General features: G+C 50.7%; 17 protein-coding genes, 2 pseudogenes and 1 riboswitch. Of the genes and pseudogenes, 12 read left to right on the top strand and 7 right to left on the bottom strand.

Annotation, left to right across the window (positions count from 1 at the left end):
* Positions 1-89: 89 nt before the first annotated feature.
* Positions 90-186, bottom strand: a riboswitch (glycine riboswitch).
* 283 nt (positions 187-469) lie between these two features.
* The 5 genes and pseudogenes from H3L95_RS00195 to H3L95_RS00175 form a co-directional block, all read left to right on the top strand.
* Entirely contained in the window at positions 470-952 is a 483-nt protein-coding gene (locus H3L95_RS00195; RefSeq protein WP_003759951.1) for an Lrp/AsnC family transcriptional regulator, read from the top strand.
* A 160-nt stretch (positions 953-1112) separates the two neighbouring features.
* Positions 1113-1700, top strand: coding sequence for a DUF1415 domain-containing protein (locus H3L95_RS00190; RefSeq protein ID WP_040668812.1), 588 nt, complete (start codon positions 1113-1115; stop codon positions 1698-1700).
* Positions 1701-1718: 18 nt separating this feature from the next.
* Positions 1719-2078 (top strand): YbaN family protein, encoded by a 360-nt coding sequence (locus H3L95_RS00185; RefSeq protein WP_003759957.1) that lies wholly within the window; start codon positions 1719-1721, stop codon positions 2076-2078.
* 133 nt (positions 2079-2211) lie between these two features.
* Positions 2212-2832 carry an L-threonylcarbamoyladenylate synthase gene (locus H3L95_RS00180; protein WP_003759961.1) on the top strand — a complete coding sequence of 207 codons (621 nt, stop codon included), beginning with the start codon at positions 2212-2214 and terminating at the stop codon, positions 2830-2832.
* Positions 2808-2948: pseudogene (locus H3L95_RS00175) on the top strand (IS5/IS1182 family transposase); the annotation flags it as partial. The gene H3L95_RS00180 and the pseudogene H3L95_RS00175, both read left to right, overlap by 25 nt.
* A gap of 84 nt (positions 2949-3032) precedes the next feature.
* Here H3L95_RS00175 and H3L95_RS00170 read toward each other — a convergent pair.
* On the bottom strand, positions 3033-3779 hold the full coding sequence (locus H3L95_RS00170) for an amino acid ABC transporter permease (RefSeq protein WP_003759965.1): 747 nt from the start codon (positions 3777-3779) through the stop codon (positions 3033-3035).
* A gap of 359 nt (positions 3780-4138) precedes the next feature.
* On the opposite strand from H3L95_RS00170, the gene trhP reads away from it, so the two are divergent.
* The 6 genes from trhP to H3L95_RS00140 all read left to right on the top strand — a co-directional run bounded on the left by trhP (position 4139) and on the right by H3L95_RS00140 (position 9148).
* Positions 4139-5491, top strand: a complete 1353-nt coding sequence (gene trhP / locus H3L95_RS00165) for a prephenate-dependent tRNA uridine(34) hydroxylase TrhP (protein WP_003759969.1) — start codon at positions 4139-4141, stop codon at positions 5489-5491.
* 56 nt (positions 5492-5547) lie between these two features.
* Positions 5548-5748 carry a hypothetical protein gene (locus H3L95_RS00160; RefSeq protein WP_003759971.1) on the top strand — a complete coding sequence of 67 codons (201 nt, stop codon included), beginning with the start codon at positions 5548-5550 and terminating at the stop codon, positions 5746-5748.
* 228 nt (positions 5749-5976) lie between these two features.
* Positions 5977-6714, top strand: a complete 738-nt coding sequence (locus H3L95_RS00155) for a methionine ABC transporter ATP-binding protein (RefSeq protein WP_003759974.1) — start codon at positions 5977-5979, stop codon at positions 6712-6714.
* A 1-nt stretch (position 6715) separates the two neighbouring features.
* Entirely contained in the window at positions 6716-7402 is a 687-nt protein-coding gene (locus H3L95_RS00150) for a methionine ABC transporter permease (protein WP_003759977.1), read from the top strand.
* A 78-nt stretch (positions 7403-7480) separates the two neighbouring features.
* Positions 7481-8125 (top strand): hypothetical protein, encoded by a 645-nt coding sequence (locus H3L95_RS00145; RefSeq protein ID WP_003759979.1) that lies wholly within the window; start codon positions 7481-7483, stop codon positions 8123-8125.
* A 66-nt stretch (positions 8126-8191) separates the two neighbouring features.
* Positions 8192-9148: a MetQ/NlpA family ABC transporter substrate-binding protein gene (locus tag H3L95_RS00140; RefSeq protein ID WP_003759981.1), complete on the top strand. Its 957-nt coding sequence runs from the start codon at positions 8192-8194 to the stop codon at positions 9146-9148.
* Positions 9149-9288: 140 nt separating this feature from the next.
* Here H3L95_RS00140 and H3L95_RS00135 read toward each other — a convergent pair.
* The 5 genes from H3L95_RS00135 to H3L95_RS00110 all read right to left on the bottom strand — a co-directional run bounded on the left by H3L95_RS00135 (position 9289) and on the right by H3L95_RS00110 (position 15725).
* Positions 9289-10136, bottom strand: a protein-coding gene (locus H3L95_RS00135; protein WP_128887946.1) for an IS630 family transposase whose coding sequence is annotated in 2 segments (ribosomal slippage) — positions 9289-9821 and positions 9821-10136 — 849 coding nt in all. Because the reading frame shifts where the segments join, the coding sequence is not laid out codon by codon here.
* A 193-nt stretch (positions 10137-10329) separates the two neighbouring features.
* A complete protein-coding gene (locus H3L95_RS00130; protein WP_040668452.1) occupies positions 10330-11049 on the bottom strand; it encodes a hypothetical protein in 720 nt (239 codons plus the stop codon).
* A 184-nt stretch (positions 11050-11233) separates the two neighbouring features.
* Positions 11234-12412: a glycosyltransferase gene (locus H3L95_RS00125; protein ID WP_003758165.1), complete on the bottom strand. Its 1179-nt coding sequence runs from the start codon at positions 12410-12412 to the stop codon at positions 11234-11236.
* A 724-nt stretch (positions 12413-13136) separates the two neighbouring features.
* Positions 13137-14255 carry an NADH-dependent flavin oxidoreductase gene (locus tag H3L95_RS00115; RefSeq protein ID WP_003758160.1) on the bottom strand — a complete coding sequence of 373 codons (1119 nt, stop codon included), beginning with the start codon at positions 14253-14255 and terminating at the stop codon, positions 13137-13139.
* Positions 14256-14393: 138 nt separating this feature from the next.
* Positions 14394-15725 (bottom strand): YadA-like family protein, encoded by a 1332-nt coding sequence (locus H3L95_RS00110; RefSeq protein WP_003758158.1) that lies wholly within the window; start codon positions 15723-15725, stop codon positions 14394-14396.
* A 166-nt stretch (positions 15726-15891) separates the two neighbouring features.
* Between H3L95_RS00110 and H3L95_RS13625 the strand changes: the two are divergent.
* A pseudogene (locus H3L95_RS13625) lies at positions 15892-15954 on the top strand (transposase); the annotation flags it as partial.
* Positions 15955-16211: 257 nt separating this feature from the next.
* Here the strand turns inward: H3L95_RS13625 and H3L95_RS00105 are convergent.
* Positions 16212-16967, bottom strand: coding sequence for a formylglycine-generating enzyme family protein (locus H3L95_RS00105; protein WP_040668451.1), 756 nt, complete (start codon positions 16965-16967; stop codon positions 16212-16214).
* Positions 16968-17211 lie beyond the last annotated feature (244 nt).

Genomic DNA, 17211 nt, shown 5'->3' with positions numbered 1-17211 from the left:
CTCACTGCTTTGCGCGGTTGTCTGAATGGTGGTTCAGACGGCCTTCTCCCCTTCGGTGGGTGCGAGCGCACCGCTCTCCAGATGTTTTATTTCAATGTGCAGTCCCTGTTGCCTGAGCGATTTAAGGGCATCTGCGCCTTCGGCGGCTACATGTAACCTGATGTAGCTCTCTCCTGCACATGCCCCGATTATGGCTTGAAAAGGCGGTTTGGGCAAGCCGTCTTTTATATGGTCGCCATTCGTTTTGTCCGGATTGGCTAAAGCCTGTTTGCGGGGATGGAAATTAAATCAATTTGTTTGCATCCATACTTTTTAACACAGATTATTTTCAAAAATACTTTTTCATTGGTTGATTGTATGTTAAGTAAATGTTATTTGTTATATACTCTGCCTAACTGGTCAATCTGAACGTTCACACGAACGCTATCCGACTAATTTCCATCTTATACAGCAACAGGGAGCAAACTAAATGACACCGATAACCTTGGATAAAACCGACCTTAAAATCTTACAAGTCCTACAAGAAAACGGCAGATTGACCAATGTCGAATTATCCGAGCGGATCGCGCTTTCACCCTCCCCCTGCCTGCGCCGCCTGAAGCAATTGGAAGACGCGGGCATCATCCGCCAATATGCCGCCCTGCTCTCCCCCGCAGCCGTCCATTTGGGCTTGCAGGCGTTTATCCGCGTTTCCATCAGCAAGGCAAAAGATGCGCGCGAAGACTTTGCGCAATCGGTGCAAGAATGGCCCGAAGTATTGAGCTGCTTTGCCCTCACCGGCGAAACCGACTACCTGCTCCATGCGTTTTTTACCGATATGAACTCGTTTTCCCATTTCGTTTTGGACACACTCCTGTCTCACCACGGCGTACAAGACGCGCAGTCTAGCTTCGTGTTGAAAGAAATCAAAAACACAACCGCCCTGCCTCTGGGACACCTCATTCCCGATTAAAGACAAAACACAAAGGTCGTCTGAAAACGTAAACCCTGTATTTCTCAGCGTTTTCATTTTCAGACGACCTTTTTCCGTCCTAACGGCGATATCCTGAGAACAGAGAATTTCATGCTATACTTGAGAACTATTTTTAATTAAATCAAATCCTAATTCCCGCATGACTACCCCTGACTCCGCCACCGTAACCGACCACACCCGCCAATGGCTCGAAAAAGCCGTCATCGGACTCAATCTCTGCCCCTTCGCCAAAGCGCCGCACGTCAAAAACCTCGTGCGCATCAGCGTCAGCCAAGCCCGCCATCTGGACGGTTTCCTCGAAGACCTCGACCGCGAATTGCAGCTTTTGGGCAACACGCCCGCCGACGAGCTGGAAACCACCCTGCTTGTCCACCCGACCCTTTTCCCCGACTTCGACACTTTCAACCAAATGCTCGACATTGCCGACGCCGCCGTTGTCGACAACGGTTTGGAAGGCATTATCCAAATCGCCCCGTTTCATCCCGATTTCCAATTTGAAGGCACGGATTCAGACGACATCGGCAACTACACCAACCGCTCGCCCTACCCCACCCTGCACCTCATCCGCGAAGACAGCATCGCCAAAGCCGCACAAGCCTTTCCCGATACCTCCGCCATTTTCGAGCGCAATATCGCCCTGCTCGAAAAAATGGGACACGAAGGCTGGGACAAACTCGATATTCCCCGCTGCCCGTTTGATCACGGCAAAACCAAAGCATCCGAATAAGATTTCCAACAAAACAACATGATTCGCTACTTACTCATCTTTTGCGGCGCAGTTTCCTTTCTCTTAGGCATCATCGGCATTTTTCTGCCGATTATGCCCACCACCCCCTTCATCATCCTTGCCGCCGCCTGCTGGGCAAGAGCTTCGCCCCGTTTCCACCGCTGGCTGCACCAACACCGCTATTTCGGCCCCATGGTGCAAAACTGGGAAAACAACGGCGCCGTCCCGCGCAAAGCCAAAATCTTCGCCATCAGCATGATGAGCCTATCCTGCATCTTCATGTTTTGGCGCTTTCCCGAAAAATGGTGGATAGGAGCGGCGTCCACATTGGGCTGCGGCTGCGTCGCTGTCTGGATGTGGCTGCGTCCCGAACCCTGATTCGCATCCAAAACACAAGGTCGTCTGAAAACGCAGTTTCCGTTCCGAAACCGTATTTTCAGACGACCTTTTGTCATTTCAAACCATCGGTTTTAAAATATCCGCAACACAAACTGCCAAAAGGAAAAGCGCCATGGCACAATTCTTCGCCATCCACCCTGACAACCCGCAGGAACGCCTGATCAAACAGGCCGCCGACATCGTCCGCAGCGGCGGAGTCATCGTGTACCCCACCGACTCCTGCTACGCGCTCGGCTGCAAACTCGGCGACAAAGCCGCGATGGAACGCATCCTCGCCATCCGCAAAATCGACTTAAAACACCACCTAACCCTGATGTGCGCCGATTTAAGCGAATTGGGCACTTACGCCAAAGTCGATAACGCCCAGTTCCGCCAGCTCAAAGCCGCCACCCCGGGCAGCTACACCTTCATCCTGCAGGCCACCAAAGAAGTGCCCAACCGCACGCTGCACCCGAAACGCAAAACCATCGGCCTGCGCGTTCCCGACAATACCATCGCCCTGAGCCTGTTGCAGGAATTGGGCGAGCCGCTGCTCAGTTGTACCCTGATGCTGCCCGAAGACGACGAGCCGCTGACCGACCCTTACGAAATCCGTGACCGTCTCGAACACAGCGTCGATTTGGTCATTGACGGCGGCTGGTGCGGCACCGAGCCGACCACCGTCATCGACATGACCGACGGCACGGAACTCATCCGCCAAGGCAAAGGCGACACCGCCCTATTCGGTCTGTAAACCCCAAAAACTATAGTGGATTAAATTTAAATCAGGACAAGGCGACGAAGCCGCAGACAGTACAGATAGTACGACAAGGCGAGGCAACGCCGTACTGGTTTAAAGGTAATCCACTATAAAAGGTCGTCTGAAAACCCAAATCGATTTTCAGACGACCTTTTGATATTGCCCTAGCCGAAAACAATCGGCTTATTCGGAAATCAACGATGCTGCGGGTTGTAGCGGTTTTCCAAGCGCAGGAACACCCAGCCCAAGAAAGTCGTCATCAAGAGATAAATCAGCGCGACGGTATAGAGCGGTTCTTCATAAACGGAATAGCGGCCACTAATCGTACTTTGCACATAAGCCAGCTCCGCCACGGCGATAACGGACAACAGCGAGCTGTCTTTCAAAAGCGTAATAAATTCGCTGGCAAGCGGCGGCAGCATACGGCGCAACGCCTGCGGAAGAATCACATAGCGCATCGCCTGCGGATAAGTCAGACCCAGCGAACGCGCCGCTTCCATCTGACCGCGGTCGATGGACTGGATGCCCGCGCGGAAAATCTCGCAGATATATGCGCCGGAGTTGGCAATCAAGGCAAGCGAACCGGCAATCAGCGCGCCGTAAGAGCGTCGGATTTCCACCGCCTCGTCGCCGTTAATCAGCAAACCGTCGGTAGGATGGACGAAAAACGGGAACCAGACGTAAGACCAAATCACAATCTGCACAAACAGCGGCGTACCACGGAACAACGTTACATACAGCAGCGAAACCTTACGTAAAACCCAAGCCAGCGCGCGCATGGGCGCACCCGCCTTTTCCAGATGAATCAAGCGCGCCAGCGCGAGCAGCAGACCCAATACGGAGCCGCCCGCCGTCGCCACTACGGTCAAGCCCAGCGTCGTCAGCGCGCCGTAGAAAAACATCCAGCGGTATTCGTAAATAATGTCAAACCGAAAATCCATACTCGTCCGCCTGTCTAAAACTCCGGGAAACGGTTTGCGGCAGCCGCCCGATTCCCGAACATTGGAAAAATGAAACTCGATATTTTACAAGAAAATACATTCTTTGAATGCCTTTTTGTTAAATTAATCGGGTTGCCGTCCGTTTTTTACATTTCCCCGCCCGTCGTACCTATCCGCCCATTGTCACTCCTAAATCCGTTTTCTTCTGAAAAAACAACGCCAAACAATCCCGATATGCCGCCGCAAAATTGACCGTCCCGACAAAAAGGCGGATAATCCGCCCATCCTTAAAACACCTTTTCAGACGACCTTTCCCCGTGATTCAAAAGGTCGTCTGAAACCTTTTATAAAGCACGAACATGAAAGCACCCGAACTCCTCCTTCCCGCCGGCGGCCTCGAACGTATGCGCGCCGCCTACGACTACGGCGCAGACGCCGTTTATGCCGGCAGCCCGCGTTACTCCCTGCGCGCCCGCAACAACGAATTTGCCAAACTCGACGTCCTTGAGCAAGGCATTAAGGAAGCGCACGAGCGCAACAAAAAATTCTTTTTGACCGTCAACACCCTGCCGCACAACTCCAAACTCAAAACCTTCGTTGCCGACATGGAGCCGCTGATTGCCATGAAGCCCGACGCGCTGATTATGGCGGATCCGGGTTTGATTATGACTGTGCGCGAAAAATGGCCGGAAATGCCGATCCACCTGTCCGTACAGGCCAACACCACCAACTACTGGGGCGTGAAATTCTGGCAGAAAATCGGTGTTGAGCGCATTATCCTGTCGCGCGAATTAAGCATGGAAGAAATCGCCGAAATCCGCCAAGAATGCCCCGACATCGAACTCGAAGTCTTCATCCACGGCGCATTGTGCATCGCCTACTCAGGCCGTTGCCTATTGTCGGGCTATTTCAACCACCGCGACCCCAACCAAGGCACCTGCACCAACTCCTGCCGCTGGGACTACAAAGTCCACAACGCCACTGAAAGCGATACGGGCGATGCCCAGCTTCTGCAAGGTTTCAACTTTGAAAAAGCCCAAGAAGAAGCCAACCAAAACTTCGAAGGCATCAACGGTCAGAAACGCCACCCCTACGCCGACAAAGTCTTCCTGATTGAAGAGTCCAACCGTCCCGGCGAAATGATGCCGATTATGGAAGACGAACACGGCACCTACATCATGAATTCCAAAGACCTTCGCGGTATCGAAGTCGTTGAAAAACTCGCCAAAATCGGCGTGGACAGCCTCAAAGTCGAAGGCCGCACCAAGTCGCTCTACTACGTCGCCCGCGTCGCCCAGTCCTACCGCAAAGCGATTGACGATGCCGTCGCAGGCCGTCCGTTCGACTACAGTTTGCTGAGCGAACTCGAAGGCCTCGCCAACCGCGGCTACACCAGCGGCTTCCTCGAACGCCACCAAACCCAAGACTATCAAAACTACCTCAGCGGCCATTCCACCGCCAAACAAAGCCAATACGTCGGACACGTTACCGAAATCGACGCCGAAGGCTGGGCAACGGTGGAAGTTAAAAACCGCTTTGCCGTCGGCGACACTTTGGAAATCATCCACCCCGAAGGCAACCAAACCGTTACGCTGGAACAAATGACCCGCAAAGGCGCAGCCGTCGAAGTCGCCCCGGGCAACGGCATCCAAGTCAAAATCCCGAATATGCAGGGCAAAGAAAAAGCCTTGCTGGCGCGGGTTATCAAATAATCATGAGGTCGTCTGAAAATTTTCAGACGACCTTTTGCCTTTTGTTAAGGAACTGTATGAACGAACAAACCAAACAGGCCGCACAAACCATAGGTCGTCTGAAACGTAAAGCCAGCGACGAAGAACGGCTGCAAGGCTGGCGCGAAACCTGCGCCAAACAAGGGTTAAGCGGCGAATTTATCCTGACCGCCAAGCTCAACGGCGCGGCTTATACCGAGGAAGAAGCCCGCATGGTGGCGGAGCTTTTCGGCAAATAAACTGACAATTTATTATTTTAAAATTACAAATCATATCAAAACTTGACAAAGTTACCGATTTTGATTATAGTCGTATCTGAGTTAACATTGCCGATTTGACACAGCTTGCGGGCATAAACAGCTAAAGCGTATTTTCATTTTCTGCTGTTTTTATTCCTTTCTTTATATCCAAGCCCGTTGTGTACAGCATCGGGCTTCTTTTTTTTCCGGAAGTATCAGGAAGTATTTATGATTATTTTGGACAACGTTTCCAAACATTACCAAACACGCGACAAAACCCGTTTTGCCGCCGTCGAGCCGACCAGCCTCGAAATCCAAGACGGCGAAATCTTCGGTCTGATGGGCTATTCCGGCGCGGGCAAATCCACCCTGCTGCGCCTGATTAACCTGTTGGAACGTCCCGACAGCGGTAAGGTCAACGTGTGCGGACAAGAACTGACCGCGCTCGATGCCGCCGCATTGCGTCAGGCGCGGCAAAATATCGGCATGGTGTTTCAGCAGTTTAATCTTTTGAGCAACCGCACCGTTGCCGACAATGTTGCCTTTCCTTTGGAAATCGCCGGATGGTCGTCTGAAAAAATCAAAGAGCGCGTTAAAGAATGCCTTGAAATCGTCGGCTTGACCGAACGTGCCGACCACTACCCCGCCCAGCTTTCCGGCGGACAAAAACAGCGCGTCGGCATCGCCCGCGCGCTCGCGCCCAAACCCCAAGTCATCCTCGCCGACGAACCCACTTCCGCCCTCGACCCCGCCACCACGCGCAGCGTCTTGGAATGTCTAGAAGATATCAACAAGCGCTTCAACGTTACCATCGTCATCGTAACCCACGAAATGAGCGTCATCCGCCGCCTGTGCGACCGCGCCGCCCTCTTGGATAAAGGAAAAGTGGTGGAAATTGTCGAAGTACGCGGCAACCAAATCCACGCCCAATCCGAAATCGGGCGCGAACTGATTCGGGAGGACTGATATGGCAGACTTAACATTCGAACAAGCCGTTTCCACCATCGTCGGCATGAAAGACGAAATCGTCCGCGCATTGGGCGAAACTTTCGTCATGGTCGGGTTGTCCACCACGATTGCCGTCATCTTCGGCACACTCTTGGGCGTCTTGCTTTTCGTGACTTCCAACCGCCAGCTTCATTACAACAAGCCGGTAAATTTCCTGCTCGACAACTTAGTCAACCTGATGCGCGCCTTCCCCTTCGTCATCCTGATGATTGCCATGATACCCGCCACCCGCGCCATCGTCGGCAGCACCATCGGCCCGATTGCCGCCTCACTGGTATTGAGCGTGTCCGGCCTGTTTTACTTCGCCCGACTGGTGGAACAAAACCTGCGCGAAGTTCCCAAAGGCGTGATTGAAGCCGCCACCGCCATGGGCGCATCACCGCTTGCCATCGTCCGCAAAGTCCTCTTGAACGAAGCCCGCGCGGGCATGGTTTCCAGCATCACCGTCCTCGCCATCGGTCTGCTCTCATACAGCGCGGCGGCTGGCATGATAGGCGGCGGCGGCTTGGGCGACCTCGCCATCCGCTACGGCTACTACCGCTATCAAACCGAAGTCATCATTTTCATCGTCGCCATCCTCGTACTGCTCGTTATTCTGATTCAAAGCACCGGCAACGCGTTGGCGCGGAAATTGGACAAACGTTAAACCTCACAAACGCAAACAAGGTCGTCTGAAAATACACCTGATGCATTTTCAGACGACCTTTTGAGTGAAAAATACAACATGAAATCCGCCAAAAAAATTCTAATTGCCGTTTATTTAGTCAATTTCGGCAATATCCTTTGGTACTTTATCGGCCCCATGAACCATATGCCGAAAATATGGTACATAGGGCTGAGTATCGGCATCTTTCTTGCCCAACTCGTCATCTTGGAAAAATTAGAACACCCGCCCTCCGACGTCAACGCGCGCAACAGCAAAATGATGCGTAACGATATGGGTTTCTTCATTTTATTGTGTGTCGGGCTATTAGCTGTCTTTATGATATGGTCCCTTATCGCCTCCCCTGTCCCCATCTGGGGCATCCTTTCATTTGACGATATGGTTTCCATAGGGGAAATGAACGGATCGATTGGCACGATGGACATCGATGAAATGGGCGAAATCAGCGAGCCGGATGAAAGTGCCATGATGGCAGAAGACTATGATGATGAAATGGACGGACACGCCGTAATCGACGGAACAGATGAAATGTATGAAAGTGCCGATACCGCCTTTGATATTTCTCCGTTCGCCACCTCGTTGGATTGGCTCAAGCTCATCTCAGCCCTGACTTTTAAAGCGGGATTGATTTGGCTGTGTTACCGTTCCGCCAAAGGCCTGTACCTCACCATAAAAAACCGTCCCGTTTCCCATAAATGGATTTAAAATCCCAACTGTCCCGACGGCAGAGGCCGTCTGAAAAATCGACTTAACACTTACCAGGAGTAAAACATGCAGACAAACACCTTCTTCAAAACCCTTTCCGCCGCCGCGCTCACCTTGATACTGGCAGCCTGCGGCGGTCAAAAAGACAGTACATCCGCCGCATCTGCCGCATCGCCTGCCGCCGACAATGGCGCAAAAAAAGAAATCGTCTTCGGTACGACCGTCGGCGACTTCGGCGACATGGTCAAAGACCAAATCAAACCTGCGCTGGAGAAAAAAGGTTATACCGTCAAACTGCTTGAATTTGCCGACTACGTCCGCCCCAACCTCGCTTTGGCAGAAGGCGAACTGGACATCAACATTTTCCAACACAAGCCTTATCTGGACGACTTCAAAAAAGAACACAAATTAGACATCACCGAAGCCTTCCAAGTGCCGACCGCGCCTTTGGGCCTGTATCCGGGCAAACTGAAATCGCTGGACGAAGTCAAAGACGGCAGCAGCGTTTCCGCACCTAACGACCCGTCCAACTTCGCCCGCGCGCTGGTCATGTTGAACGAATTGGGCTGGGTTAAGTTGAAAGACGGTGTTAATCCGCTGACTGCTTCAAAAGCCGACATCGCCGAAAATCCGAAAAACATCAAAATCATAGAGCTTGAAGCCGCACAACTGCCGCGCAGCCGCGCCGACGTCGATTTCGCCATCGTTAACGGCAACTACGCCATGAGCAGCGGCATGAAGCTGACCGAAGCCCTGTTCCAAGAACCGAGCTTCGCCTACGTCAACTGGGCAGCCGTCAAAACCGCCGACAAAGACAGCCAATGGCTCAAAGACGTAACCGAAGCCTACAACTCCGACGAGTTCAAAGCCTACGCGCGCCAACGCTTCGCAGGTTACAAATACCCTGCCGCCTGGGGTGAAAACGCAGCAGCCGGTGCGAAAGCCGAAGCCGCTTCTACCGCTTCGGCAGCAAGTGCCACAGCAGCCTCCGCAGCAAGCTCCGGCGCTTCCGCAGCAAAATAAACTGTAAGCCCTAAAGCAAAAGGTCGTCTGAAACCCCAAATCAGGTTTCAGACGACCTTTTGCCGTATATGGCGGTCAAATATAGTGGATTAAATTTAAATCAGGACAAGGCAACGAAGCCGAAGACAGTACAGATATAGTCAATTAAATTTAAAATAGGACAGTAACGCATCGTCAAATCGGGCGTAATCAGACAATACGGTTCGCAGATACCGCTTAATATTCGCCCACACCTTCTCAATCGGGTTGAGCTCAGGTGAATAAGGTGCAAGAGGCAATACCTTATGTCCCCATTTTTCCGCCATTTCCCGTAAGACACCCATACGGTGAAATCGTGCATTATCTAAAATAATCACCGATTTTTGAGTCAATGCGGGCAGTAGGCATTGCTGAAACCACGCTTCAAAAAAAACTCCGGTCATCGTATCTTGATAAACCATCGGAGCAATCAGCCGGTTGCCGACTTGTGCGGACACCAGAGATAAGCGTCGGTATCTTTTTCCACTTATCTGCGCTTTCACTATTTGCCCTTTCGGGCTGCGGGCATAGGGACGGAACAGGTAGCGGTCAAATCCTGTTTCATCCAAATAAACGCGTTGGTAGTCGGAAAATTCGGCCAGCTGTGTCAAATAATGCGTCACTTTGGCCGGGTCTTGTTCTTTGTAAGTGGTGGTCTTTTTTTGCGCGTCATCCCCATCTGTTTGAGTGCATAGCAAACGGCGGCTGGCGTACAATCAAAATGTTTGGCGATTTCATGTAGATAGGCATCCTGGTGTTGCTCAACATATTGAGCCAGTTTTTGCCTATCCAATTTGACGGCATTTAGACCGGTAACTTGATGTTTTAGGCTGCCTGTTTGCTTTTTAAGGCGAATCCACAGGTAAAGCGTGTTTCTTGACAAGTTAAACGTTACTGCGGTTTGGCTGATATTTTTGCATTGTTCGTAATAGTTTAAAGCTTTGTTTCTTAAGTCCGCAGAGTATGCCATGGTTAGACCTTCAAAGTTGAGTATTGTACCATTTTGTTTTTAATTGACTATAGTACGGAACCGATTCACTTGGTGCTTCATCACCTTAGAGAATCGTTCTCTTTGAGCTAAGGCGAGGTAACGCCGTACTGGTTTAAAGTTAATCCACTATACATTCAACGCAAAGCAACGTGCCCCAATCTTGCAATGATGATTATTTGTCTTTTATTTTGCCGCGCAAACTCAAGGTTTGCCTTACCGGATGCGAATAGGTGTCTTTTTCTGCTGTCAGTTCCAACTCCAGCTCCGTCAGTTTTTGCAAATACTCGGAAGCTTTAACCGTCGGCTCATTTGTCAATTCTTCAAACTGCTTTTTCGCCTCATCAAACCGACTCAGTTTGCGCAACATTTCTCCGCGCACAAGCTTGGTATTCACACGCTTTTCAGCCGGCAGGCTGCCATCTTTCAAAGTCAAATCAGCGTAATGCAGGACTTTCTCCAGATCTTGCTGATGACCGCCCAGCCAGCTGGCATGCAAAAATATCGACATCATTTGTTCTGCGTTTTGATTTTCGCCTGCCAACTCCAACATCACCCCCGCCAACCTTTGCGCTGAGGCCTTTTCAGCCACCTGCTTGAGATAAGCCTCGCTCCGGATGACTTTTTCATACTTATCCAATTCTTGTTGTGTAAAGTCGTCCTTAAACATGACAAACTTATTGCTCGGACAAACCGGAATAGGGGCTGGCGCCATAACCATACCTACCGGCTCCAAATCAGTCTTCATATCGATCGAAAAGCCCGACATTACCATAACCGATGTGAATTTTTCGCCGCCTATCGGGCAAGTATGCTCAACCGGACGCGTAGTCAGCTCATGGGCATGCGTACAAACGGCAAGTGACAAGACGAAGGCTGAAAGTTTGATTTTCATTGGGATTTCCTTAATATTTGCGTATTTAAAGCGGCATAAATCTTGTTTTGCCTGCCCAAAATTTGAATTTATCATCAAAACGGGTAATTCTAATCACAAAGAACCCATATTCGCAAACAATAAAGGCTTGCACCAGACTCTAAGCCTGGTCGCAAGCCTTCTGCTCTCACATACCGTGATTGATTCACGCTTCCGCCGATTTGCCGGTCACTTTTTCAAACGCTTGAATCAGCCTTCCAATCACGGCATCTTCGCCAAACTCGTTCAAACAATCTGCACGCAATTTTTCCGCCGAAAATTTCTCGCGTTCTTCATACATCCGAATCAGTGCCTCGCTCAATGCCTCTATGTTTTCAGTCGGAATCAGATAACCGTTGTCTTCATTGACTATCGACTGAGGCCCGCCGCACATCGTCGCAATGACCGGCAAACCTTGCGAAAGCGCCTCGATAAATACCACGCCGAACGTTTCCACTCGGCTGGCGAGCACAAAAGCATTGCTATGGCGCATCAAGTCCAAGACCTCTTCCGTTTTCAAAGCACCCAAAAAGGTGACGGCATGACCGATGCCCAACTCCTCGGTCAAGCGGCGCAGATTCGCTGCTTCCACGCCATTGCCGCCGATTTTGAGTTTGAGGAAGGGGTATTTCTCCAAAGCCTTGGCAAAGGCAGGGAGCAATAAATCATGGCCTTTGAGATGGCGTAAGTGGGAGACGGAGCAAAACGTGAAATCCTGATGAGATTTATCAAAAGGCTCGAACGGACGCGCAAAATTATCACCCAAAATATTCGGCAGATATTCCCAGTCCAATCCGTATTTCTCGCGCAGCAACGCACAAAAATCCTTGCTGACCGCAAAGCGTTCCTGACAATGTTGTGCGGATTCTTTCATGATCGGCCATTGGTTTGGGCGGACGAGATTGCGGGCGATTGCGCTGCTGTGTTCGGTAATCACATAAGGAATACCGTATTTTTTTGAGATTTCATACGCCAAAACGCCGCCGAAATTCATCGTATGCGCATGAAGGACATCAGGCTTACCGTTTTCCACCACATACCGCTTAAAAGCCTTCATGCCCGCCCTTACCCAACGGATACGGTCGATATCGACGACGGGGCAATGCGGGAAAAAATACATGCTGTCGTAAACATAAGTATTCAAACCGCCCTGATTGTGATGGCGCATTCCGTAAGGTCCGGTCAGAATACTTCTCCACTCCGTCCGCAAAGAACGGAACAAAGGCGCAATGACCCCTACTTTCAAACCCTTGCGCTGCAAAGCCTGCGCCTGCAAACGGAAGAAAATCCCGTCCACATCGGTTTCAGATTTCGGATACCACGATGGAAGAACGACAACATGCATTTTTTACTCCTTACACCAACCCTGCCAAAGACAATCTGCATCATTGCCCACAAAGTCAAAAAATATAAAAATCAATAATTTGGTTATATTATAAATAACAGCACATTTTCAAGTAATTATAAACAACAGCATTACAACTCAAAGCATGAATTAAACCATATATATGACAAGGTACTCAAACTGCAAGTTAAAAAAATCTTCATATTTTCTCAACCAACTGATTTAAATGAAAATAATATATGACATATAACAACACATTGAAAACTACGCATCGCCAAACCATCTCATCACGCGCATCGGCTTAATATAGTGGATTAAATTTAAACAAGTACGGCGTTGCCTCGCCTTAGCTCAAAGAGAACGATTCTCTAAGGTGCTGAAGCACCAAGTGAATCGGTTCCGTACTATCTGTACTGTCTGCGGCTTCGTCGCCTTGTCCTGATTTTTGTTAATCCACTATAAATAAGGCTCTTCAAAAAGCCGACATTTTCCGTTTCAGACGACCCATAGGGTAAACAACGGCAAGACCATGATTGTTTAGTTCCCCTTGCTCGATAATACATTTTCATCCGCAACATAGAGCCAACTAGAATCATCAACCGTCTTTGCCTTGAAGCTAAACAATAAAAAGGTCGTCTGAAAACGTTTTTCAAACGACCTCTTTAGCTATAACGGTAATTTCATCCCCTACCCCGCTCAAAAAATGGGTAGGCGGCTGAATTGTTCAAACAAACATTACCGGCGGCAGCCAAGATTGGGTACCGCTGGCGGAAAATTCCCACAGGATGTCGGGCAAACCGTAATGGTCGGCGCGCGTCGGGTCGAGTTGCGTTTCGATTTCGGCTTCGCGGCCTTCGCTGATTTGTGTGGCGATGTGCGGATTGATCATGACGGTTTTGCCTAGTGCGATAAATTCCGCCCAGCCGGTTTCAAACGCCGCCAAAATTTGATCAGCGGTAAACAGGTTGCCCACGCCGATAAGAGGCAGCTTGCCGTTGATACGGTCGTGGATAAACTGCATACGGGTTTGCGCCGTATCGCCGCCGCGTCGGATTTTCTTGTCGAATTCCCATAAGGAAACGTGCAGATATTGCAGCGGCTTTTGCACCAAGGCGTCAATCAGTGCGCCGGTTTCGGTCATGGTCAACCCGTCTTCGCCTGCTTCTTCGGGCGAGAAACGGTAGCCGATGATGAAATCGTTGCGTTGGTGTTTTTCACGAACTGCGGCAACGGCATCGACGACGGCGAGTGGGAAGCGCATTCTGTTTTCCAAGCTGCCGCCCCATTGGTCGTTGCGGCGGTTGCTTTGGGCGGAGTAAAACTGTTGGATTAAATAGCCGTTCGCGCCGTGGATTTCCACACCGTCAAAGCCTGCGCGAAGTGCCAAATCGGCAGCTTGGGCGAAGGAGGCGATGAGTTCTTCCACTTCTGCGGCACTCGCTTCACGCGCTCCATCCTTTTCGCTGGCGGACGCACTGATTTTGTCGCGGTGGTTGAGTTCTACCATCGCTTGGGAGCCGCCGTGATGGATTTGCAAAATCGCTTTTGCACCTTGTTTTTGAATGATTTGGGCGGTTTCTTTCAGGCTGTCGAGGCAGTTTTCACCCGTAGCTTCGGGCTGTCCACGAAAGGCTTTGCCGCCTTCTTGAACCAAAGTGGCGGCGGAGATAAAGAGACCTATATCACCTGCGCGATTGCCGAGAAACGTGCGTTCTTGGTCACTGATTAAACCATCGGCGTGCGAACCGAAATGGGTCATGGGCGCAACGGCGAGGCGGTTTTTGACGGTTACGCCGTTGTTGAGTGTGAAAGATTGGAAAAGCGGAGCATATTTGGGTTTCATTTTGTTCTTTCGAAAATTAATAACTCCTACAAAATTGGGACAAATATGGAATTATCAAGAACGAGGTCGTCTGAAAAACACGGTTTCGACGAAACGGAATGTTTTCAGACGACCTTTCGACAATACGTCTAACGACGATTACCAGAGGTAGGTTACGCTGGCGCCGCCGCCCGCACCGCCTTTCGCCGCGCCGACTGCCGAGCCTTTAACCAGCCATTTGCCGCTGGCGGATACTTTGGAAATACCTACGGCGTAACCGCTTTTACCGCGCCAGATACCGCTTGCGACGGAAACCGCGCCTTGTCCCGGCTGATATGCCTGTCCGAGGCTGCCGACCGCGATTGCAGCGGCGGAGCCTGAATCAGCACGCTCTTCAAGTTTATCCATACGGACTTTGGCCTCGTTGCGCAAAGCGGCGATTTGTGTCTGGTGATTGCTCTCGGCTGCGGCAAGGCTGCTTTGGCTTTGGCGGGCAAGGCTCTTCACTTGGGCAACGTTGACCGCGTCCGTATCCTCCTTACCCGCAGCAACATTAGTAATCTGGCGGCTGTTTTGTTCGCTGCCGACAGATACCGCACCTAAAGTCGATACCCATGTTCTGCCTGTTTCCGTACTTGCCGCGCCGGTAGCAAAATCATGGCCTGCAACGCCTGCCGCAGTATCGGCAACGCTGTCCGTACCGAGCGCTACGGAGTTTTGTTGACGCGCTTCCGCTTTGTAGCCCAAAGCAGCGGATTTTTCCTCAAATGCGGCAGCACCTGCGCCCAAAGCCGTTCCGCCGGATTTCCGTACCCGTGCGCGCGTACCGGCGGCAAGACCGTTGAGCGCGGTGGACGAAGATTCTACGCCCAATGCCACGCTGTTGGTTTCCTCGGCAACCGCGCGCGTACCGACTGCAACCGCTTGATAACCGTTTGCCTCGGCAGCAGATGCCAGCGCAACTGCCTGCGTACCATTGGCTTTTGCCCTATCCCCGACAGCAGTGGAACTGAGCGCATTGGCTTCGCTGCCGCGTCCAAACGCAACCGCATCAATATCGCCAGCCTTCGCTCTTTCACCGACCGCGATAGAACGCAAACCCGTTGCCTGCGACATCAAACCGACCGCCACCGACTGCCCACCGGAAGCCTTCGATGCGCCGCCGACGGCAATATCGTTGGTTCCTTTTGCGTTCGCCCTGAAACCGACGGCAACCGTCCGCAATGCTTCCGCCTTAGCCTCGCTGCCAAATACCGACGCGCTCAAACCCGAAGCATTTGAATCATAGCCGGCAGCAACAGACTTATAACCCGCCGCAGCCGCTTTGTCGCCCAACGCGGTCGCATTCTCCCCCGCCTTCGATTCTTTGCCCAATGCGGCAGAACCGTTTTTGTGCATCGCTCCTGTCGCAATACCTTCAGCAACACAAACATTTGCAAAAACAAGGGACAACACCAAACACAGCGGTTTGACGGATAAGTTTAGTTTCATCTTTTCATTCTCCAAATTTGAATTTTTAACAATACTAAATAATCCTAAATAATTATATTTAATTATTTAGGATTAGTTATATTGTATAGTATTATTACAATATTATTAATTATATGTAATTAATATTTGATTTGAATCATCTGAAGAAAATGATAAGCAAGGTTTATATAGTGGATTAAATTTAAATCAGGACAAGGCGACGAAGCCGCAGACAGTACAGATAGTACGGAACCGATTCACTTGGTGCTTCAGCACCTTAGAGAATCGTTCTCTTTGAGCTAAGGCGAGGCAACGCCGTACTGGTTTAAAGTTAATCCACTATAGAACGTACGCAACCCATTCAGATCGATAGAACCCAATCATCCAAAAAGGTCGTCTGAAAACATGGTTTCGGAGAAACGGAATGTTTTCAGACGACCTTTTATAGTGGCAAAAAAAAGGCGATACCTTTCAGTACCGCCAAAGCTGCTTTGGTGATGAAACCGGTTATTTCGAGGCGCAGCGGAAGCCTAGGTTGTGCAAGACGTATTTGGATTGCAGGCTGGTGCGTATGCCGTAGCGCAGGAAGGCGGCGTAATTCGATGGGTCGCTGGAGCCTACGGATGCGCCGCTGCAAAACATTTGCGTATCGGCATTGCCAGACGAGAGCAGGCTGCTGTTGAAGTCTTCCGTCCATTCCCAAATCAAGCCGTGCATATCGTAAATGCCCCAGTAGTTGGGTTTGCTTTTGCCGACATCGCGCAAGCCGTTTCTGCCGCCGTCTGCATACCAGTCAAGAATGGTACGGTTGTAGCCCGGTTCGGCAGAACCGTTTTTCTGTGTGGCGGAGGCAAGTCCGGCAAATTCCCATTGGTCTATGGTCGGCAGGCGTTTGCCTTGCGCAGTACAGTAGGCATTGGCGGCAAACCAAGATACGTTGGTTACCGGATGTTTCAGTTCGTTGGGTTTGGGCGCATAGCTGTTGCTGCCGGTTTTAACCCAGTGTTTGAGGTAGGCAGGTTCGGCTTGTTTGGAGCTGACTTTGCCTTTTTGCCACTGCGGGTGTTTTTTGACAAACTCTGCAAATTCGGCATTGGTAACGGGATATTTGTCGATTTGGAAGGGTTTGACTTTAATGAGGTTTGTTTCTTTCTTCAGATAGAGCGGGCGGTAGCTGCCGCCTTCAACTTTTGCCATTTCGGCCGCCGCTGCACTGCCGCTTGCGACAAGGGTAAAGAAGGCGAGGAGTGGTATGAGTTTCATAACGGGCTTTCTCATCTGAATACGGAGTATTAGGCTCTGATTATATAGCGAAACCGGATAAAAATCCTTAAAAGCCGTCTGAATTATCGTGCTTTGGGCTTGTCGGGTTCGTGAATGCTTGAAACCGGTTTTTCAGACGACCTTTGATACTTAAGGGGTCGTCTGAAAAACCAATCTTTCGATTGGTCGTGGAAGAAAGCCACTGTTGTCCTTGCATCAGCTGGAACAGCAGTGGCTTTTTTCT

It is taken from the genome of Neisseria sicca (assembly GCF_014054945.1).
In the GTDB taxonomy this organism is placed as follows: Bacteria; Pseudomonadota; Gammaproteobacteria; order Burkholderiales; family Neisseriaceae; genus Neisseria; species Neisseria sicca.
The sequence above is the reverse complement of the archived record's forward strand: the minus strand, read 5'-3'. Positions and strand labels throughout refer to the sequence as shown.

Coding starts and splice junctions, on each gene's coding strand:
- H3L95_RS00195 (WP_003759951.1), top strand. CDS start 470: ATGACACCGATAACCTTGGATAAAACCGACCTTAAAATCTTACAAGTC.
- H3L95_RS00190 (WP_040668812.1), top strand. CDS start 1,113: ATGACTACCCCTGACTCCGCCACCGTAACCGACCACACCCGCCAATGG.
- H3L95_RS00185 (WP_003759957.1), top strand. CDS start 1,719: ATGATTCGCTACTTACTCATCTTTTGCGGCGCAGTTTCCTTTCTCTTA.
- H3L95_RS00180 (WP_003759961.1), top strand. CDS start 2,212: ATGGCACAATTCTTCGCCATCCACCCTGACAACCCGCAGGAACGCCTG.
- H3L95_RS00170 (WP_003759965.1), bottom strand. CDS start 3,779: ATGGATTTTCGGTTTGACATTATTTACGAATACCGCTGGATGTTTTTC.
- trhP (WP_003759969.1), top strand. CDS start 4,139: ATGAAAGCACCCGAACTCCTCCTTCCCGCCGGCGGCCTCGAACGTATG.
- H3L95_RS00160 (WP_003759971.1), top strand. CDS start 5,548: ATGAACGAACAAACCAAACAGGCCGCACAAACCATAGGTCGTCTGAAA.
- H3L95_RS00155 (WP_003759974.1), top strand. CDS start 5,977: ATGATTATTTTGGACAACGTTTCCAAACATTACCAAACACGCGACAAA.
- H3L95_RS00150 (WP_003759977.1), top strand. CDS start 6,716: ATGGCAGACTTAACATTCGAACAAGCCGTTTCCACCATCGTCGGCATG.
- H3L95_RS00145 (WP_003759979.1), top strand. CDS start 7,481: ATGAAATCCGCCAAAAAAATTCTAATTGCCGTTTATTTAGTCAATTTC.
- H3L95_RS00140 (WP_003759981.1), top strand. CDS start 8,192: ATGCAGACAAACACCTTCTTCAAAACCCTTTCCGCCGCCGCGCTCACC.
- H3L95_RS00130 (WP_040668452.1), bottom strand. CDS start 11,049: ATGAAAATCAAACTTTCAGCCTTCGTCTTGTCACTTGCCGTTTGTACG.
- H3L95_RS00125 (WP_003758165.1), bottom strand. CDS start 12,412: ATGCATGTTGTCGTTCTTCCATCGTGGTATCCGAAATCTGAAACCGAT.
- H3L95_RS00115 (WP_003758160.1), bottom strand. CDS start 14,255: ATGAAACCCAAATATGCTCCGCTTTTCCAATCTTTCACACTCAACAAC.
- H3L95_RS00110 (WP_003758158.1), bottom strand. CDS start 15,725: ATGAAACTAAACTTATCCGTCAAACCGCTGTGTTTGGTGTTGTCCCTT.
- H3L95_RS00105 (WP_040668451.1), bottom strand. CDS start 16,967: ATGAAACTCATACCACTCCTCGCCTTCTTTACCCTTGTCGCAAGCGGC.